General features: G+C 41.0%; 11 protein-coding genes and 8 tRNA genes. 15 read left to right on the plus strand and 4 right to left on the minus strand.

The features are described from left to right. Positions 1-188: 188 nt before the first annotated feature. On the plus strand, positions 189-704 hold the full coding sequence (locus tag EXT43_RS13290) for a VC2046/SO_2500 family protein (protein WP_130167193.1): 516 nt from the start codon (positions 189-191) through the stop codon (positions 702-704). A gap of 173 nt (positions 705-877) precedes the next feature. Then, positions 878-1,177 carry a DUF6172 family protein gene (locus EXT43_RS13295; RefSeq protein WP_054564021.1) on the plus strand — a complete coding sequence of 100 codons (300 nt, stop codon included), beginning with the start codon at positions 878-880 and terminating at the stop codon, positions 1,175-1,177. 75 nt (positions 1,178-1,252) lie between these two features. On the opposite strand, the gene EXT43_RS13300 is transcribed toward EXT43_RS13295, so the two are convergent. The 3 genes from EXT43_RS13300 to EXT43_RS13310 all read right to left on the minus strand — a co-directional run bounded on the left by EXT43_RS13300 (position 1,253) and on the right by EXT43_RS13310 (position 5,346). Beyond that, the gene (locus EXT43_RS13300) at positions 1,253-1,693 is read right to left on the minus strand and encodes a hypothetical protein (RefSeq protein WP_054564020.1); all 441 of its coding nucleotides are present in this window, start codon (positions 1,691-1,693) and stop codon (positions 1,253-1,255) included. 155 nt (positions 1,694-1,848) lie between these two features. Beyond that, positions 1,849-2,817, minus strand: a complete 969-nt coding sequence (gene cysK / locus EXT43_RS13305; protein WP_058583732.1) for a cysteine synthase A — start codon at positions 2,815-2,817, stop codon at positions 1,849-1,851. 195 nt (positions 2,818-3,012) lie between these two features. Then, positions 3,013-5,346: a carbohydrate binding family 9 domain-containing protein gene (locus EXT43_RS13310; RefSeq protein ID WP_130167194.1), complete on the minus strand. Its 2,334-nt coding sequence runs from the start codon at positions 5,344-5,346 to the stop codon at positions 3,013-3,015. A 215-nt stretch (positions 5,347-5,561) separates the two neighbouring features. Here EXT43_RS13310 and EXT43_RS13315 point away from each other — a divergent pair, with 215 nt between their 5' ends. The 13 genes from EXT43_RS13315 to EXT43_RS13375 all read left to right on the plus strand — a co-directional run bounded on the left by EXT43_RS13315 (position 5,562) and on the right by EXT43_RS13375 (position 11,660). Beyond that, entirely contained in the window at positions 5,562-6,713 is a 1,152-nt protein-coding gene (locus EXT43_RS13315) for a dicarboxylate/amino acid:cation symporter (protein WP_054553767.1), read from the plus strand. Positions 6,714-6,821: 108 nt separating this feature from the next. Next, positions 6,822-7,472, plus strand: a complete 651-nt coding sequence (uvrY, locus tag EXT43_RS13320) for a UvrY/SirA/GacA family response regulator transcription factor (protein ID WP_054564041.1) — start codon at positions 6,822-6,824, stop codon at positions 7,470-7,472. Positions 7,473-7,480: 8 nt separating this feature from the next. Next, a complete protein-coding gene (gene uvrC, locus EXT43_RS13325; RefSeq protein ID WP_054553646.1) occupies positions 7,481-9,304 on the plus strand; it encodes an excinuclease ABC subunit UvrC in 1,824 nt (607 codons plus the stop codon). Positions 9,305-9,346: 42 nt separating this feature from the next. Continuing rightward, complete coding sequence (gene pgsA / locus EXT43_RS13330) at positions 9,347-9,892, plus strand: CDP-diacylglycerol--glycerol-3-phosphate 3-phosphatidyltransferase (RefSeq protein WP_062566986.1); 546 nt, start codon at positions 9,347-9,349, stop codon at positions 9,890-9,892. A 139-nt stretch (positions 9,893-10,031) separates the two neighbouring features. Then, positions 10,032-10,107, plus strand: a tRNA-Gly gene (locus tag EXT43_RS13335). 12 nt (positions 10,108-10,119) lie between these two features. Beyond that, positions 10,120-10,193 (plus strand) — tRNA-Cys (locus EXT43_RS13340). A gap of 34 nt (positions 10,194-10,227) precedes the next feature. Next, positions 10,228-10,314, plus strand: a tRNA-Leu gene (locus EXT43_RS13345). Positions 10,315-10,373: 59 nt separating this feature from the next. Then, positions 10,374-10,449: transfer RNA gene (locus tag EXT43_RS13350), tRNA-Gly, on the plus strand. A 39-nt stretch (positions 10,450-10,488) separates the two neighbouring features. Beyond that, a tRNA-Leu gene (locus tag EXT43_RS13355) sits at positions 10,489-10,575 on the plus strand. Positions 10,576-10,764: 189 nt separating this feature from the next. Beyond that, a tRNA-Gly gene (locus EXT43_RS13360) sits at positions 10,765-10,840 on the plus strand. A gap of 18 nt (positions 10,841-10,858) precedes the next feature. After that, positions 10,859-10,932, plus strand: a tRNA-Cys gene (locus EXT43_RS13365). A gap of 35 nt (positions 10,933-10,967) precedes the next feature. After that, positions 10,968-11,054: transfer RNA gene (locus EXT43_RS13370), tRNA-Leu, on the plus strand. Between the two features lie 159 nt (positions 11,055-11,213). Next, positions 11,214-11,660 carry a hypothetical protein gene (locus tag EXT43_RS13375; RefSeq protein WP_062566985.1) on the plus strand — a complete coding sequence of 149 codons (447 nt, stop codon included), beginning with the start codon at positions 11,214-11,216 and terminating at the stop codon, positions 11,658-11,660. 17 nt (positions 11,661-11,677) lie between these two features. On the opposite strand, the gene EXT43_RS13380 is transcribed toward EXT43_RS13375, so the two are convergent. After that, positions 11,678-13,096: a sodium:alanine symporter family protein gene (locus tag EXT43_RS13380; protein WP_062566984.1), complete on the minus strand. Its 1,419-nt coding sequence runs from the start codon at positions 13,094-13,096 to the stop codon at positions 11,678-11,680. Positions 13,097-13,328 lie beyond the last annotated feature (232 nt).

The raw sequence follows: 13,328 nt of genomic DNA on the forward strand, positions 1-13,328 counted from the left end.
GAGCTGGATTCGAACCAGCGAAGGCTGAGCCGTCAGATTTACAGTCTGATCCCTTTGGCCGCTCGGGAACCCCTCCAATGCAACGGCGCTGATAATAGCAAACTTATTATTTAAGTAAAGAAAAAAACTAAAGAAAAATGCATAAATGCCGATAACTGGTTAATCAAGAAACTATTTGGCTAAAGACTATGCAAGTTGATGATTTGTTGCTCACAGAGAGCCAACTCGATAATCGTCTAAATAAAAGTGTTCACGAGCACCGCTCTGGAGAATTTGCTTTATTACTAGCAATGCTTTCTCATGATGCGCTCGATTTTAGCCAGTTTCACCTGCCAAAAACTGAATTAAGCAATCCTGAAGTATCTGAATCTGCTTTGCGCACCGAGTTAGGTGCAGGCCCCACACAACCATTAGCTCCCGAACAGTTTGATATGCTGATTGGGCAAGAAAATGCACTTAGACTATTGCAAGGTGGTTTATCAGACATCAGATTACGTCATTGTTTAAACCCAGAGCCACTGAATGTTCGTGATGATAAGCAACATGTGCCGCTAGAAGTGATTGATAACTGTGAGCTTGCAGTTAGAAAACGCTTTTATGAAAAAAATAAACCCGTTGAGCGCCCACAAATCGATGCAGCTGCATTTTATGATAGCCTTACTGACGAGGCGATACATCAACCTCTTCATTTAGCTACAGCTTAGGTATAAGTGGCTTAATCGAAATGTCATAGACTTCGAATACACTAAGAATAAGCTAAGAATAGACTTATATTTAAGTAAAACTGCAAAAAGTACAGCTAAATTAAGATGTGCTTGTTATAATAGCAGTCTATGGCTTAATGCCATTGTCATTGAACCAAGTTACTAGGACTATAATGAAGAAAACATTCACGCTAAACCACGAGAAAATTAAATATCCTCGTATGGTTGATGCAGCCAAGCACGAAGTAAAAAAATACTTAAAACGTGAGCGTAATAAAACACTCCCAGCAGGCGCCGACTATTGGGCGTTTGACTGTAAGTTTGGTGAATCAGCGGATGAGGCCAATGTCGTTCACGTGGCAGAGATTAATAAATGTATTAGCGATATCGAAGCAAAACAGCTTACATCGTTTTACGTTGAAATCTTAGCGCGTCCTGCACAGCGTCAACATCAAGAGTTTGACGAAGAGTAATATCCATACTGTTCTGCAGTAATACTCTTTCAAAAAAAAGGGCCTTTCAGGCCCTTTTTTAGTTTTCGTAATTAATTATCGCGCAAATGGATCGGCATTAATTTTTTCAATGTACCACTTGCCTTTTTTACGCATCATTTTCACACTGCGCATATCATCAATTTTCTTACCATTAAAATAACCCGTAAAAATCAAATTGATGTTAGCTTTGTCGCCATATTGTTCGCGTAGACTCATGTTAGTCATATCGACTTCAATCACCACTTCATCGTATTGCATATTAACCAGGTTACGAGCGAACTGCCCAGCGGTGCCATAAGATTTCATAATTCGCGCCATTTTAGGCGTGGCATATTCCATCGCAAGATTTAAATCGTTTTGGTTGTATAAAGCATCAAAATAGAGAGTCGCTACATTACCAGGGGTATTTTTTTCGCCCTTTGGTGCGTCTTCAGAACCGCAACCGAAAAGAATGCTGCTACTTAGAAGGATAAAAGTTAAAAGTATATTTTTCATTGTTGTAGTTTTTCGAGTGAACTTAAAATTAAGTGTGTGACTAAATGAGCATGATGTAAAGTTAACTCGGTAAAATTATTGGTTTTATTTATTTTAGGTAATAAAAAAGGACGCATGTCTGCATCCTTTTTTAACAACTAAGTGATTCTTAGTGGTTACTGAACTAGCTCTTTATCGCTGAACTCTTCAGCAAATAATGGGCTAGATAAGTAACGCTCAGTCGCACTTGGTAAAATTACCACAATGTTCTTGTCTGCGTTCTCTGGTTTTTCAGCAAGGCGTTTTGCCGCAACTACTGCTGCACCAGAAGAAATACCCACTAAAATACCTTCGTTTTTCATCAGTTCATGAGCCATAGCAATCGCATCTTCATTTGATACTTGCTCTGCAGCGTCTACAACTTCTAAATCAAGGTTGCCAGGAATGAAGCCTGCACCGATACCTTGGATTTTATGAGGGCCTGGTTTAACTTCTTCACCAGCTAATGTTTGGCTAATAACTGGAGAGTTAGTTGGTTCAACAGCAACCGATTGTACATTTAAACCTTTTTCTAATTTAAGGTAACGGCTAACACCCGTAATAGTACCACCAGTACCAACACCTGCTACGAAGATATCAATTTTACCGTCCATTGCTTCATAGATTTCAGGGCCCGTTGTTTCAAAGTGAATTTTCGGGTTAGCTGGGTTTTCGAACTGTTGTAAAAGAATGTATTTTTCAGGCTCACTGGCTTGAATTTCTTTTGCTTTTTCAATCGCGCCATTCATACCCTTAGCGCCATCAGTCAATACTAGGTTAGCACCTAAGGCTTTTAATAATTTACGACGCTCTAAGCTCATTGTGTTAGGCATAGTAAGGGTTAGCTTATAGCCACGAGAAGCTGCTACGAACGCAAGTGCGATACCTGTGTTACCTGAAGTCGGCTCGATTAACTCTTTTTCTTTGGTTAATACACCTGACTTTTCTGCTTCCCAGATCATTGAAGCGCCAATACGGCATTTAACACTGAAGCTTGGGTTACGTGATTCAACTTTAGCAAATACATTACCTGAGGTTACGCGGTTAAGCTTTACAATTGGTGTATTACCAATCGTTAATGAATTATCTTCAAAAATGTTAGACATAGTGTTCCCTTGGAAGCAATTTATTCAATCGTTGATCAACTAGCTTAGGCTAGCGATCTGTAATAGTCACACTTTACTGTGGTGAAATAAAAACGAAAGTAAAGTTTGGCTATAACATATAGCGAATAGGCTTATAGCATTTAGTAATAAGGTGGGAAAAGAAGGGCGCGCACCAAAAGGTGCGCTAATAGGGTCTTAAAGCAACCAAGCGTAGCTAAACTTGGCAAATAACGTACGCTGCTCTTTAGTAATTGATGATAGCTCATCATCTTGATAGCCATTATCCGAGTAACCAGCAAAGAATACCGTTTGCGGGTTCAGCTTGTAAGAATACAACAGCTGAGTGGCTAGGTTTTTATATTGGCTATCTACATTATCAATGTAATTAGCCTGGTTGCGTTCTAAATCGGTATAAATGACTGCAAGGCGTAAAAAGCTATTCACGTTGAATTGGTAAGTAAAACGTACATCACTTAAGTTGGCGGTAAATACTTCCCTGCCATCGGCTTCAAGCTGCTCATAAGTATGACGTAAACGCACTTCAAAATGCTTACCAAGGTTCATATTCAGCACAGGGCGTATATGGAACTTATCACCAACGCGGTTATTCGCTAAATCAACGGCATTACCTGTATACAAATATAGAGAAGCAAATACCCCAGCTTTTGGTTTAAAGTCACTGTAAAAGCCAACGCCATTTTCGCTAAACAAGTCAGTGTTGCCGTCGATATCTAAACGTGATTTATCGTGGCGAAGGCCGGTGCGGTTACGGTGTTCAACAGAGACCTCAAAAAAGCTCTGTAACGGGCCGCTGACTGAAAAGCTAGTTTGTGCTTCTTTTTCAAGAAGTTCGTTATTTTCGTTGTGGGTAATATCCCAATCGGCGTAAAGGTTAGCGCGATTCCACCAATTGCCTTTATCGCCATACCAGCGGTATTCGCCACCAGTCGTAAACTTTTTAAAATCAACTTGTGAGATAAAGCCCAAGTCAGCTCTTAAATCAGCATCACGGTAATTATAATCAGCGAAGGCACGCCAGTACTTCTCGTCGTGTTGATACTTTAGGTAGTAGCCAGTTCCGGATTGCTGTTCTCTACTTAAAACACGAAGTACGCCTTCGTTATAGTCGCAGTCACTATTTAATTCACAGGTTACTTGCTCGGGTTGTGAGCAGTTATCACCATCACATAACTCGTCGATAAAGTCTTGGCTGTATTGCGTTTGTGACTTTAATACTTGCACTAAGAAAACATCGTTCACTGTTGGTTTGTATTTACTATCAATACTGTAAACCGTGTTTTTATAATCATCACTTTGTCTGTGTGTTGCCGTTGAACCGAGTGATAATCCTGATTCAAAATCGTATCGATAACGCAGGGCACCGTTTTCACTTTTCTCGTCAAGGGCGACAAGCGATGAGCCTAAATTACCCGGGATCAACACATTGGTTTGTGTATCATTGGCAATGAAGCCGGCAAATGTATGGCCATTTTTACTTCCGGTGATTTTCGTGCCGTAATCTGGCTGGGCGATATTACGGGTATGAATAAGGTTAAGTGTTGAGGCAAAGTAATCAGCGTTATCTAAAAAGAAGGCACGCTTTTCTGGGAAGAATAAACTGAAATTATTGTTCACACTCAATTGTGCTACATCCGCTTCAACCTGAGAAAAATCAGGATTAATCGTCGCATTTAGCGTGATATCTGGGGTGATCCCCCATTTAACATCGAGGCTGGCTTCAGTGTTGTTCTCTGACTCCCAGTCATCAACTTGTGCGCCATCAATATCACGAGTCTCATTTTTGCCAAGCACCACAGATGGAATAATCGCCACGTTATTGCCTTGCTTTGCTTGTTCAAAGCCTTGGTAACTTGGCATTTGGCAAATCCAACAGTTGTTACCATGGTCAATTTGCATATTTGAGATACGTAACCGTTCACTGCGCGGTAAAAAGCGTAAAAACTCCATCGCCATAGTTTTACTTGCTACGCTGTCGTCAAAATTCAATACGCGTAATGGAATGGCAACTTCAACTGTGTAGCCTTTATCGTGAATAACACCGACGCTATCCCAAATACCGTCCCATGATGAGCTTTCATGTTTAGTCAGTTCGTTTTCTATTGAATCTTGTTGTACGCCAAGTGGGTTAATAAAAAATTGATAGGCTAATTGAGAATTATTGTATGAATCAATTTTTAGCCCGACTAAGTCATCATCCCAGGCTGCGTCACGGTCACGGTAAAAAGCACGAATAAGTTCTGGGTTTGGGTCATTTGCTTCAAAGCCAATAAAAAGTGTTTCGCCATCTTCATAAACATAAGCGTGGGTGGTGACTGGGCTTTTACTGTTTTCGTAAGGCCAAGTAACGTTGTCTATGGTAATTTTTTTGGCACGTTGCCAACTTGGCTCATTGAGCTGGCCGTCAATTATTGCCTGTTCTGCAATAAAAGGAAGGGTGACAGGTTGGCTGGTGGCCAAGCTGGTAAAAGGCACGCTTAATAGAGCGGCACTTAACATTGATTTATACATAAGCACTATACGGGTATTCAAAATTGCGAGCATGTTATTAATTTGCAACTTTGTTAACAAATGCAACGCGACAGGGCGCATATATTTACGTTCAAATTAGATTCTAACAAGCTGTGGTGGTAATTTGCGCAGTTAAACGTTAATTTGGCTGTTTTATAACAAAAGTAAACTAAAACGTGGTAAAAGATTACCACCTAAAAATTGAAGTGATCGTTATGAATTTAATTCTAAAATTAATTGCTGGTATTGTTGCCGGTATTTTAGTGGGCTTATATGTGCCACTAACAGGTGTTGAACTCCTTTACACAGTAAAAGAAATAATAGGTCAGTTGATCACCTTTACCATCCCGTTAATTATTTTATTTTTTATCGCATCAGGTATTGCTGGTTTACCAAAAGGGTCAGGCCATTTGTTAGGAAAAACAGTTGGCTTTGCATATGGTTCAACCGTTATTGCTGGAACCTTAGCGTTTTTACTTGTCAGCGCTATGATCCCATTGTTTGATGGCGGTTTAACGTTTGAAGCAGAAGTTGCTACCGAAGTTGGCAGCTTTATTGATTTAGAAATTCCACCTCTAATGAGTGTAATGACAGCACTTGCTGCGGCATTCATTTTTGGTATAGGTATGAGCCAGTTACAGCTTGATACGTTAAAGAAAGTATCTGATCAGGGCCGTGATGTGATTGATGGCTTACTAGCAAAAGTAATTATTCCTGCGTTACCTTTCTACATTGCCGGTGTATTCGCGGAAATGACAGTTGCTGGCACCGTGGTTGATACGCTGCAAACATTTGGTATTGTTTTGCTAGCTGCATTAATTATGCATTGGCTATGGCTTACTGTTTTATATGTATCTACAGGCCTTTTACTAAAGCGTAATCCTTTAGAGCTTGTAAAAAATATGCTACCCGCTTATTTTACTGCTTTAGGTACAATGTCGAGTGCAGCAACAATTCCAGTTTCACTTCGCTCAAGCAAAGCAAATAACGTAAAAGAAGATGTTGCTAACTTTACAGTGCCTTTATGCGCAACTATCCATTTATCGGGCTCAACAATTACGATTGTGACATGTGCAATGGCTGTCATGTTCTTATCACCGAATATGGATGTACCATCGTTATTTGGTATGTTGCCATTTATTATGATGCTAGGCGTTGTAATGATTGCTGCCCCTGGCGCACCAGGTGGGGCAGTTATGTCGGCATTGGGTCTTTTAACAAGTATGCTTGGTTTTAATGAAGGTGCAGTTGCATTAATGATTGCACTTTATTTAGCACAAGATAGCTTTGGTACTGCCTGTAATGTAACAGGTGATGGTATCATTGCCCTATGGGTTGATCGTTTCAGCGAGAAAGCTTCAGCTTAAAATTAATTAGTGAAACGATATTTTGATTTATCGTTTCACTTTTTCTGTGCTAATGTGGCACATTAAATTGTGCGAAAGCAGCTATTTGGGTTATTTGAGGGTGTTCCATTGATTAATGTACTTTTAGTTGATGACCATGAACTTGTACGGACAGGGATCAGACGTATACTTGATGATGTTCGTGGTTTTAAAGTGGTGGGTGAAGCTAAAACCGGTGAAGAAGCGGTGCAATTTTGCCGTCAACATTCACCCGATATCGTGTTGATGGACATGAATATGCCTGGTATTGGCGGTTTAGAAGCGACAAAGAAAATCTGTCGTTATTGCCCTGATGTAAAAATTATTGTGCTTACTGTGCATTGTGAAGATCCATTCCCAAGCAAAGTAATGCAAATCGGTGCTCATGGTTATCTGACAAAAGGTGCCGGCTCTGATGAAATGGTTAATGCCATTCGTGCGGTTAATGCAGGGCAACGTTATATTGCGCCTGAAATTGCACAACAAATTGCCCTTGCTCAGGTAAGCGGTCGCACAGATGAAAACCCATTCCAGAGTTTGTCTGAGCGTGAGCTGCAAATCATGCTGATGATCACTAAAGGTGAGAAAGCGCAAGATATTGCGGATCGCTTGAACCTAAGTTCAAAAACAGTGAATAGTTATCGCTATCGCATGTTTGAAAAGCTAAATGTAGGGGGGGATGTTGAACTTACCCATTTAGCAATTCGTCATAAAATGATCGACATTGATAGCTCGCATTAATTTGCTCAATGTCTGATTTCGAACCAGCCCGTTTTCTAAAAACACTATCAAGTGAGCCCGGTGTCTACCGAATGCTTGATAGTGAAGGGCAAGTTATCTATGTTGGTAAGGCTAAAAATCTAAAAAAGCGCGTAAGTAGTTACTTCCGTAGCAATGTGACTGATAGCAAAACGCGTGTATTAGTAAGTAATATTTGCGGTATTGAAGTCACCCTGACCAACACTGAAACCGAAGCCTTATTACTCGAAAACAACCTAATTAAAAAATATCAGCCTCGTTACAATATTTTGCTGCGAGATGATAAGTCATATCCGTATATTCTTTTAACTGATCATAAGCACCCGCGACTTGCTTTTCATCGTGGTAGCCGAAAAATTAAAGGCGAATATTTTGGCCCATTCCCAAGTGCGGGAGCGGTATCTGAAAGTTTGCGTTTAATGCAAAAAATCTTTCCGGTTCGCCAATGTGAAGATGCGTATTACCGAGCTAGAAGCCGTCCATGTTTACAATATCAGTTAAAACGCTGCTCAGCGCCGTGTGTGAATAAAATCTCCGATGAAGAATATCAACAAGAAGTTGATTTTGTTCGCAAGTTTTTGTTGGGCAAATCTCATGAAGTCATTGCCGATTTAGTTACTAAAATGGAGCAAGCAAGTAAAGAACTTAAATTTGAGCTTGCGGCCAAAGTGCGTGACCAAATCATGTTGCTTCGAAAAATGCAGGAGCAGCAATCTATTTCAGGTAACCATGCCGAAATGGATGTAGTGGGTTTTGCGCATTTAAATGGTTTAAATGCGGTTCACTTATTAATGATCCGCGACCACAAAGTGCTAGGCAGTAAAACTTATTTCCCTAAAGTGCCAAAAGACTCAGGTGAAGAAGAAATTCTAACTTCTTTTTTAGGACAATATTATCTAGCTCCCGGTGCAACAGGGCGTATTGCTAAAGAAATTATATTACCGTTTAGTATTGAAGAAAGTGAGCCATTAAGCGAAGCGCTTACGGCAATCTCTGAACGTAAAGTGAGTCTAAAAGTTGCTAATCGCGGTGAGCGGGCACAGTATTTAAAACTTGCTAATAAAAATGCACTTAACAGCATTAGTGTTAAGCAAAGCACGCAGGATTCAATCAACAAACGTTACGCACAATTAAAAGAAACATTACGTCTCGATGATATTAATCGCATGGAATGTTTTGATATCAGCCATACAATGGGTGAAAACACGGTAGCAAGTTGTGTGGTGTTTGATTCGCAAGGGCCTAATAATAAAGAATATCGTCGATTTAATGTGACTGGTATCACCGGCGGTGATGATTATGCTGCGATGGAATTTGCACTTAATAAACGCTACAACAAAGTAGTCGATGAAGAAAAAATTCCAGATGTGATCTTCATCGATGGTGGTAAAGGTCAATTATCTCGTGCTGAGCAATATTTTGAAAACTGGCCGCATAATAAAATGCCATTGCTGGTGGGTGTTGCAAAAGGTACTAGTCGGAAACCAGGTTTAGAAACGCTATTAATTGATGGCGGACGTAAAACAATACCACTTGATTCAGATGCACCAGCGCTGCATTTAATTCAGCATATTCGTGATGAGTCGCACCGTTTTGCCATTGCAGGGCATCGTAATAAACGACAAAAACAACGCACACAATCATTGTTAGAAGAAATTACCGGCGTAGGACAAAAGCGCCGACAAGCATTATTAAAATATTTAGGGGGCATGCAAGGGGTAAAAGCTGCTAATATAGACCAATTAAAACAAGTTCCTGGGATCAGCCCTGAAATGGCTGAAAAGATATTTAATCATTTGCATGACAAGGCGTAGCCTTCGTGCGAATATAGTAAAAAAAGACATCTCCAAGTAGTTATGTGGAATATTCCAAACACACTCACAACCTTTAGACTTTTTCTTATCCCCATTTTTTTGGTGATATTTTATTTGCCTTTCTCATGGGCATTTTTCGCAGCTGCGTTTGTTTTCTGGCTTGCGTCAATCACAGATATCCTTGATGGCTATCTAGCGCGTCGTTTAAATCAGTCAACGCCTTTTGGTGCGTTCTTAGATCCTGTCGCTGACAAAGTAATGGTGTGTGCAGCACTGGTTGCTTTATCAAGCCACTATCAAAGTTTGTATATGACTATTCCGGCATTAGTGATTATTAGCCGTGAAATTGTTATCTCTGCCTTACGCGAATGGATGGCAGAGCAGGGTAAACGTGACAACGTAGCTGTATCAAACATGGGCAAGTTTAAAACTGCGGCACAAATGCTAGCCATTATTGGTTTGATCTGGCAGTTTGATACATGGATGATCTACTTAAGTTATGGCCTTTTGTACGTCGCAACATTCTTAACGCTTAGTTCTATGTTGCAGTATTTAATGGCAGCATGGTCAGAATTGACCAAAAATTGATCCTAAACGTTTAATTACACACCGTTTTAGATAAAAAATAAGCAAACAGTTCAAAACTAGCATTTTTTATATTGACGCGTTTAATAATCTCTGTAGAATGCGTCCGTGTTGAGAGGGCATAGCCCCCAAGATAAAGAAAGCGGCACTAGCTCAGTTGGTAGAGCGCAACCTTGCCAAGGTTGAGGTCACGAGTTCGAGCCTCGTGTGCCGCTCCAATTATCTAATTTGGCGGAATGGCAGAGTGGCCATGCAGCGGATTGCAAATCCGTCTACCTCGGTTCGACTCCGGGTTCCGCCTCCATTCAACACTCCACGCGCTCTATGAGCAACCCGATGCCCGGGTGGTGGAATTGGTAGACACAAGGGATTTAAAATCCCTCGCTGGTAACAGCGTGCCGGTTCAAGTCCGGCCCCGGGCACCATTTGTGGTTAACTACAGCACCAAATGTGGTTATAAAAATGATATTAGAGTTAATATGATGCGGCACTAGCTCAGTTGGTAGAGCGCAACCTTGCCAAGGTTGAGGTCACGAGTTCGAGCCTCGTGTGCCGCTCCATATTAGCTTTGTCCACTTGCTTTAAATAGCAAACCTGATGCCCGGGTGGTGGAATTGGTAGACACAAGGGATTTAAAATCCCTCGCTGGTAACAGCGTGCCGGTTCAAGTCCGGCCCCGGGCACCATTTTGATAAAGAAAAATTTGCGGCACTAGTTCAGTTGCCAGAACGTTATCATCGCAACCTCAAGGTTGTGCACCAACGGACAAAATACTGACAGAAACAAATTTGCGGCACTAGTTCAGTTGCCAGAACGTTATCATCGCAACCTCAAGGTTGTGCACCAACGGTCAAAATACTGACAGAAACAAATTTGCGGCACTAGCTCAGTTGGTAGAGCGCAACCTTGCCAAGGTTGAGGTCACGAGTTCGAGCCTCGTGTGCCGCTCCAATTATTTGGAAGCGATAAGGCGGAATGGCAGAGTGGCCATGCAGCGGATTGCAAATCCGTCTACCTCGGTTCGACTCCGGGTTCCGCCTCCATTTAATACTCCACATGCTCTTACGAGCGGCCCGATGCCCGGGTGGTGGAATTGGTAGACACAAGGGATTTAAAATCCCTCGCTGGTAACAGCGTGCCGGTTCAAGTCCGGCCCCGGGCACCATTTACATAAAATACCTCTTCTCTATTTCATTTATATTTCTTTTTATAATCTCATCAAATTATTTTTTTATTGCCAAAATAGCTTTATAGTTTCCTTAGTCTTTTTAAAACAGCTAACGCGTTTCAAGTTTTAATCAATAAATAGGATCAAGGAAAGATAATGGAGCAATTTAAACGTGGCTTAAATCAGTTTTGGGTAGGCGCCGTATTTGGGCTTTGTCTAGCGATCTCATTAGTACTCATTCCTGTTGCGATTATTATGTCGAACATTAACGACGTACTGAAAATTCATGAGGTGAGCGTGCTTGTCGATAAAGTATCGACTGTCTTCGATAAATCAGAACAAGCCATTAGTAATGCCAAAGCAGCGCTAACCGATTTCGATAATGACGTGGTGATGGATATGCTTACTGCTGTGCAATCTTATCAGCAACAATCGCAGCCATTACTAACCGCAGAACAAAAACAAGCATTAAAAGCGCAAATTAAAGATCAGCTTGTTACTGAGCTTGAGTCAAAGCTTAACGAGCAACAAATTACATTCATATTGTCTGTTTTTGAAAAGTTAGCAAATACAAAAAAGGGAGCACAAACGCTCCCTAAATAAGAATTTACTTAACTAGATTATTTACGCCATGCGCCTTTAGGAATGGTTTGATCTAGCTTTTTGTTTTGCGAAGGATCAAAAGTAGGTAATTTACCTGCCTTACGTTGTGTGTTGTAGTCCTTCGCGAGCCAAATAACGACGCCCGATAACATAAATAAAGCGATTACGTTAACAATAGCCATTAAACCCATCGAAACATCGGCAAGGGTCCATACTAGTGGCAATTCACCAAGTGCACCAAACATCACCATACCAAGTACCAGTAATCGGAAGATCAACATACCCGATGCATGGTTATGCTCTAAGAACAATAAATTGGTTTCGGCATAAGAATAATTAGCAACAATCGAGGTAAATGCAAAAAACAAAATTGCAATCGCAACAAATATTGCACCCCAACTACCAACGTGTTCTTCAAGGGCTGCTTGTGTTAACGCAATGCCTGTCACACCTGAATCAGGTATAAGCTGTTGTGATAATAAAATAAGGGCTGCAGTTGCAGTACATATAATAATTGTATCTACAAATACGCCGAGCATTTGTACATAACCTTGTGAGGCTGGGTGCGGTGGGTTAGGTGTTGCCGTTGCAGCAGCATTTGCAGCGCTACCCATACCAGCTTCATTAGAGAATAAGCCACGCTTAATACCCTGGATCATGGCCTGCATTACACCATAACCTATTGCACCCGCACCCGCTTGCTCGATACCAAAGGCACTATTAATAACATGCATAAATACGTTCGGTAATAAATCGTAGTTCATGGCACACACATAAAGTGCAACTAACAAATAAGCCAGCGCCATAAATGGCACAACCATTTCTGCAAAACGTGAAATAGTTTTTAAGCCACCAAAAATAATAATACCTGACCCTAATACTAAGCCGATACCTACAACATAGTTTGGAATACCAAACGCTACATCAAATGCAGCAGCAATAGAGTTTGATTGAACAGCATTAAATACCAATCCAAAAGCAAGAATAAGGCAAAGAGAAAAGATCACACCCATCCAACGTTTGCCCAAACCATATTCCATATAATAAGCAGGGCCACCACGAAAGTTGCCATCTTCATCGACGGTTTTATATGCTTGAGCAAGGGTACTCTCGGCAAAACTTGTCGCCATACCTATTAAAGCAATAAGCCACATCCAGAAAATTGCACCGGCACCGCCTAAATAAAGTGCAACGGCAACACCTGCCATATTACCCGTACCAACTCGCGCAGCTAGAGAAGTACAAAATGCTTGGAATGAAGAAATGCCATCGCCAGAACCTTGGCGGCTCTGAAACATCACTTTGATCATATGTGGGAATTGAGTGAATTGAATAAAACCAAGTCGAAGAGTGAAAAATAGCCCCGCAGCTATTAAAAGGTAAACCAGAATGTGACCCCAAAGGAGACCACTTATACTATTTATAATGTCTGTCATTTTTCTTGCCTTGTGAGCGAGTGGAAAATCTGCGGCGCAAGTTACCATAACAAGCGAGGAGAGTTTAGTTATTCTGCTAAAAAACATCAGTTATCCACAGTTGTTTGTGGGTAACTTGTTTGCGCTTGGTGGGTATCTGATTAATTTGAAAATATTCAAAAAAACCTTCAAAAAGTGCTTGCGTTAATTCTTCGCATCCCTATAATGCGCATCCACTGACACGGCGGGCAGC

It is taken from the genome of Pseudoalteromonas sp. CO109Y, from assembly GCF_004208935.1.
Lineage (GTDB): Bacteria > Pseudomonadota > Gammaproteobacteria > Enterobacterales > Alteromonadaceae > Pseudoalteromonas > Pseudoalteromonas shioyasakiensis.

Coding starts and splice junctions, on each gene's coding strand:
- EXT43_RS13290 (WP_130167193.1), top strand. CDS start 189: ATGCAAGTTGATGATTTGTTGCTCACAGAGAGCCAACTCGATAATCGT.
- EXT43_RS13295 (WP_054564021.1), top strand. CDS start 878: ATGAAGAAAACATTCACGCTAAACCACGAGAAAATTAAATATCCTCGT.
- EXT43_RS13300 (WP_054564020.1), bottom strand. CDS start 1,693: ATGAAAAATATACTTTTAACTTTTATCCTTCTAAGTAGCAGCATTCTT.
- cysK (WP_058583732.1), bottom strand. CDS start 2,817: ATGTCTAACATTTTTGAAGATAATTCATTAACGATTGGTAATACACCA.
- EXT43_RS13310 (WP_130167194.1), bottom strand. CDS start 5,346: ATGTATAAATCAATGTTAAGTGCCGCTCTATTAAGCGTGCCTTTTACC.
- EXT43_RS13315 (WP_054553767.1), top strand. CDS start 5,562: ATGAATTTAATTCTAAAATTAATTGCTGGTATTGTTGCCGGTATTTTA.
- uvrC (WP_054553646.1), top strand. CDS start 7,481: ATGTCTGATTTCGAACCAGCCCGTTTTCTAAAAACACTATCAAGTGAG.
- pgsA (WP_062566986.1), top strand. CDS start 9,347: ATGTGGAATATTCCAAACACACTCACAACCTTTAGACTTTTTCTTATC.
- EXT43_RS13375 (WP_062566985.1), top strand. CDS start 11,214: ATGGAGCAATTTAAACGTGGCTTAAATCAGTTTTGGGTAGGCGCCGTA.
- EXT43_RS13380 (WP_062566984.1), bottom strand. CDS start 13,096: ATGACAGACATTATAAATAGTATAAGTGGTCTCCTTTGGGGTCACATT.